General features: G+C 74.4%; 5 protein-coding genes. 3 read left to right on the plus strand and 2 right to left on the minus strand.

What is annotated here, in order from left to right; all coding sequences use genetic code 11:
* The 3 genes from DT057_RS33975 to DT057_RS33985 form a co-directional block, all read left to right on the plus strand.
* The coding region (locus DT057_RS33975; RefSeq protein ID WP_128566413.1) for a 2-oxo acid dehydrogenase subunit E2 at positions 1–957 on the plus strand (957 nt) is incomplete at its 5' end.
* 12 nt (positions 958–969) lie between these two features.
* Positions 970–1,440 (plus strand): GNAT family N-acetyltransferase, encoded by a 471-nt coding sequence (locus tag DT057_RS33980; RefSeq protein WP_128566414.1) that lies wholly within the window; start codon positions 970–972, stop codon positions 1,438–1,440.
* 134 nt (positions 1,441–1,574) lie between these two features.
* A complete protein-coding gene (locus tag DT057_RS33985) occupies positions 1,575–2,987 on the plus strand; it encodes an adenylate/guanylate cyclase domain-containing protein (RefSeq protein WP_128566415.1) in 1,413 nt (470 codons plus the stop codon).
* A 3-nt stretch (positions 2,988–2,990) separates the two neighbouring features.
* On the opposite strand, the gene DT057_RS33990 is transcribed toward DT057_RS33985, so the two are convergent.
* Together DT057_RS33990 and DT057_RS33995 are read right to left on the minus strand one after the other, a co-directional pair.
* On the minus strand, positions 2,991–3,632 hold the full coding sequence (locus DT057_RS33990; RefSeq protein ID WP_128566416.1) for an LbetaH domain-containing protein: 642 nt from the start codon (positions 3,630–3,632) through the stop codon (positions 2,991–2,993).
* Between the two features lie 114 nt (positions 3,633–3,746).
* Positions 3,747–4,358 (minus strand): Dps family protein, encoded by a 612-nt coding sequence (locus DT057_RS33995; RefSeq protein WP_128566417.1) that lies wholly within the window; start codon positions 4,356–4,358, stop codon positions 3,747–3,749.
* Positions 4,359–4,528: the final 170 nt, after the last annotated feature.

The raw sequence follows: 4,528 nt of genomic DNA on the forward strand, positions 1-4,528 counted from the left end.
GCACCCGCCGCGGCGCTGGCGCCGGCGCCCGACGGCGCCGTGCACGCCTCGCCCTCGGTGCGGGCCTTCGCCCGCGAGCTCGGCGTCGCCCTCGACGGCATCCCGCCGACCGGGCCGCAGGGCCGCATCCTGCGCGAGGACGTGCAGGGCTTCGTCCGCGAGCGCCTCGCGGCGCCGCCGGCCCCGGCGGCCCCGGCGGCCGCCCCGGCCCCATCGGGAATCGGCGCCGGGCTGCCGGCCTGGCCGCAGGTGGATTACGGCAAGTTCGGGCCGGTGCGGCGGGAGGCGCCCTCGCGCATCCAGCAGATCTCCGGCCAGGCGCTCAGCCGCAACTGGCTGACGATTCCCCACGTCACCAACTTCGACCACGCCGACGTCACGCAGACGGAGGAGTTCCGCAGGGCGCTCAACGGTGCCGCCCGCACCCCGGCCCACAAGGTCACCATGGTGGCGTTCCTGATCAAGGCGTCGGCGGCGGCGCTCAGGGCGTTTCCGCGCTTCAACGCCTCGCTCGACGGCGGCGACCTGGTCCTGAAGGACTACGTCCATGTCGGCTTCGCGGTCGACACGCCGAAGGGCCTCCTGGTGCCGGTGGTGCGCGACTGCGACCGCAAGGGCGTCGTGGAGATCGCGCAGGAGATGGGGGGGCTGGCCGAGAAGGCCCGGGCCGGCACCCTCGCGCCCGCCGAGATGCAGGGGGGCTGCTTCTCCGTCTCGTCCCTCGGCGGGATCGGCGGCGACGGCTTCACGCCGATCATCAACGCGCCCGAGGTGGCGATCCTCGGCGCCGCCCGCTCCCGGATCGAGCCGGTCTGGGACGGCGCCGTCTTCCAGCCGCGCCTGATCCTGCCGCTCAGCCTGTCCTGGGACCACCGGGTGATCGACGGGGCCGCGGCGGCGCGCTTCCTCGGCTACGTCGCGGGCGTGCTCCAGGACCTGCGCCGGGCGGCCCTGTAGGGAGGCCACCGGATGCTCGTCCGCGCCGCCGCGCCCGCCGACCACGCCCGCCTCGCCGCCCTGTTCGAGGAGATGCAGGCCTATTACGCCGTGCCCTGCCCGCCGCGGCCGGCCATCGAGGCCGGCCTGGCGAGCCGCCCCGAGGGCGCCGAGATCCTGGTGGCCGAGGCGGGCGACGCGCTCCTGGGCTTCGCGGCCTTCTCGGCGACCTATCCGGGCCCGGGCCTCGCGGGCGGGCTGTTCCTGAAGGAGCTGTTCGTGGCGGCGGCCCACCGCGGCGGCGGCGCCGGCCGCGCCCTCGTGCGGGCCGTGGCCGCCGCCGCGACGGCCCGCGGGCTCGGGCGCGTCGACTGGACGGCGGACGCGGGCGACGCCCGGCTCCTCGCCTTCTACCGGAGCCTCGGGGGCAGCCCGAAGCCCGACAAGGTGTTCTTCCGCCTCGAGGGCGAGGCCCTGGCGGGCCTCGGGCGGGATCCGGGCTGACCGGTCCGGGCTCGGGTACGGGCCGGGGCTCGGGTGCGAGCCGAGGCTCGGGTGCGGGCCGGGTCCGCCGGAAGCCGGGGCGCCCCCCTCGAAAACGGGGTGCGCCCCCGTTCGGTTCGTGCTATGTTCCCCTGATGCACGACAGCGATGCCCTCTTCGGAGTCCTGCGGCAATCGGCCGATCCCGACGCGGCCGCCGCGGTCGAGCACCTGGTCCGGCACGGCCGCGACGAGGAGCTGGCCCGCCTCAACGCCGTGAGCTTCGCGGAGGCCCGGGGCCTCGGCGAGGAGGCGACGGTGGCGGCCCTCCTGCACGCCTCGCGCCTCGGCCTGTTCGAGATGTCCTGGAACATCCTCTGCCCGAGCTGCGGCGGCGTCCTCGACGCGAATGCCAGCCTGAGGAGCGTGCGCCGGGAGGCGTATCACTGCGCCTTCTGCGCGGTCGACAGCGAGCCTGTCCTCGACGACACGGTGGAGGTCAGCTTCACGGTCAGCCCGCGGGTCCGCCGGATCGCCGTGCACGACCCCGACGGGCTCGGCTTCTGGGACTATTACCGCCAGATCTTCTTCGGCTCCGGCATCGTCTTTCCGGAGGCGCGGGTGTTCGACGAGCTGGCCCGGGCCGCCATCGTGGAGACCGTCGAGCTGCAGGCCGGCGAGCGGATGATCCTGGCGCTCCAGCTCCCGGCCGAGCCGGTCATCGTCTTCGATCCGGTGACGCACGCGGCCCATTTCCTGACCGTCGAGGGTGAGCCGACCCGGGAGCGCCAGGAGCTGTCCCTCGTCTTCGACAGCATCCGGGCCGGCATCGGCCGCACCACCCTGCGCCCGGGGCCCCTGCGCCTGTCGCTCGACAACCGCACGGGCGCGCGGGTGCTGCCGGGCGTCTTCATCGCCGGCGAGGCCCTGAACGGGCTCATCGGCCGGCGCCGCCCGTTCCTGACCGCCAAGCGGCTCCTCAGCAACCAGACCTTCCGGGACGTCTACCGGACCGACACGCTCGACGTGGACCAGCGCCTGAAGGTCCTGAGCCTCACCTTCCTGTTCACCGACCTGAAGGGCTCGACCGCCCTCTACGAGCGGGTCGGCGACCTCGTCGCCTACGACCTCGTGCGCGCCCACTTCCAGATCCTGCACGAGATCGTCGCCTCCGAGGCCGGGGCCGTCGTCAAGACCATCGGCGACGCCGTGATGGCGACCTTCCCGACGCCCCACCGGGCCCTCTCCGCCGCGCTGCGGATGCGCGAGGCCATGCGGGGGTTGAACGCGCGCGGCAGCGCGGAGGACCTGATCCTGAAGATCGGGCTCCACGAGGGGCCCTGCCTCGCGGTCAACCTGAACGAGCGGCAGGATTACTTCGGGCAGACTGTGAACATCGCCGCGCGCGTCCAGCAGCTCGCCACCGCCGATGGCATCTTCGCCACGGAGGCGGTCATCCGCCACGGCGACGCGGCCCGGCTCCTCGCCGCGCAGCGCGTCGAGGCCTCGCCCCAGATGTGCAGCCTGCGCGGCATCGGCGACCGGGTGCCGGTGTTCGAGCTCACCTGAGCCTCAGGCCGGGCCGGCCTCCCCCGGCCGGCCGGGCGCGACGCCGCGATCCACCAGCGCCAGGCGCGGCACCACCGTCCCGGCGGGCAGGATCGCGCCCGGCGCCACCACGGCGTTGGCGCCGATCCGCACCCGGTCGCCCACGAGCGCGCCGAACTTGACGAGCCCGGTCTCGATCCGCTCGCCCTCATGGATGAACGCGACCGGCGCCCCGGGCCACTCGTTGCGGCAATTGGCGATGATCGCGCCGGCCTCCAGGTTCACGCCCTGCCCGACGATGCTGTCGCCCACGAAGTTGAAGTGGGCGAGCGTCGTCCCGGCGAGCACGAACGAGGATTTCAGCTCGGCGCCCGGGCCGACCACGCAGTCGGCTTCGAGCCAGGCGCCGCCCCGCAGGTAGGCGCCCGCGGCCACGAAGCAGCCCGGCCCGACGACGACCGGCCCCTTCAGGGTCGCGCCCGACTCGATGGTCGCGGTGGCGTGAACCGCCACACTCCCCGACACCCGGTAGGCGCCGTCGAGGCGTCCGAGGAGCCGCTGGACGACGGCGCCGGCGGCGTCGGTCAACGCCCAGGGCGCGTGCGCCGCGAACTCCGCCAGGGCGGAATGCGGGAAGTCCCTGACGTGCGCCGCGATGAGGCTCATGCGGCGGCGTCCCGACACGGCCCGCGGGATCCCGCCCGGGCGCCGCCGTCGGCGGCCGTGCCGGCGGGCGGGCGCCGCGTGGGCGCCGGGGCAACGCCCCGCGCGTGGCCGGCCTCAGTGCCCGGTGCCGTCGCCGCGGCGGCTCGCCTCGTACAGGAACCAGGTGCGCTCCTCGGCCTGGTCGATCCATTCCTCCAGGAGGCTCGCGGTCGCGACGTCACTGTGCTCGTCGCACAGGTCGTGCAGCTCGCGCATGCGGGACGTCGTGGCCTTGTTGTCGTCGCGCAGCTCGGCCAGCATGTCGAGCGGGTCGACGTAATCGGCGTTGTTGTCGGTGATGCGGGACTTCTGGGCCGCCTGGCCGAGGGACCGCAGGGTGGTACCGCCGATCTTCCGGGCGCGCTCGGCCACGTCGTCGGTCGCGGCGAAGATCTGCTCGGACTGCTCGTCGAGCATCAGGTGGTAGTCGCGGAAGTGCGGGCCGCTGACATGCCAGTGGAAGTTCTTCGTCTTCAGGTAGAGCGCGAAGAAGTCCGACAGCAGAATGGTCAAGCCTTCGGCGATCTGCTTCGAGGCCTCGGGCGTGAGGTCGGTCGGCGTGTTGAGGCGCTCGGCCGTGACGCGCACGCGGGCATCCGCCGTGGCGCTCTTGGGCTGCGCGGCGCGGCCCTCGGAACGCGGCGTGGTCTTGGGGGCCGCCGCGGCGGCCTTCGGGGTACGGGCCATGATCCTCTCCGGTCGTGGGACGCCCGCATCGCACGCGAGAGCGCCCCGTCCGGTCGCCAATTCGAACGCGGCCGGATAGTTCCGCGCCGGTGCTTCCCTCAGGTCGGCGGCGCGGCGGCGGGCCGCAGCTCGGGCGCCGGCCGGGCGGCGGCCCCGGCGGGCGGGGCGGC

The sequence above is a fragment of the Methylobacterium crusticola genome (genome assembly GCF_003574465.1).
In the GTDB taxonomy this organism is placed as follows: domain Bacteria; phylum Pseudomonadota; class Alphaproteobacteria; order Rhizobiales; family Beijerinckiaceae; genus Methylobacterium; species Methylobacterium crusticola.